Below are 258 nucleotides of genomic sequence, written 5' to 3' on the forward strand. Positions count from 1 at the left end.
GTTCTATCCTCCGCGCTTCTGAGCTGAACATCTCACAGATTCAGACGCTCCATGTGGCCGAAGAGGCTCGAAACATGGTGGCTGACACCATCTCTGAGAACGCCGATGGCGATCTTGACGCCAGGGGACGCCGACTGGCAAACCTCGCGGACGCCACCGATCCGGGGCACGCAGTGACTCTGCGCCAGGAGCAGGCATGGAGTGCCGGGGCGCTCAATCAAGCGAACAGGGCTGAGGCGGAAGCGCGCGCGGCTGCGG

At 64.0% G+C, this 258-nt stretch carries 1 protein-coding gene; it reads left to right on the top strand.

Features of this window, described 5'->3' with window-relative positions; all coding sequences use genetic code 11:
* Positions 1 to 53: 53 nt before the first annotated feature.
* A partial coding sequence (locus ACS2QP_RS28100; protein WP_438883117.1) for a phage tail fiber domain-containing protein occupies positions 54 to 258 on the top strand: 205 nt, incomplete at its 3' end.

This window comes from Bacillus cereus group sp. Bce019 (genome assembly GCF_051781745.1).
Classification (GTDB): Bacteria; Bacillota; Bacilli; order Bacillales; family Bacillaceae_G; genus Bacillus_A; species Bacillus_A cereus.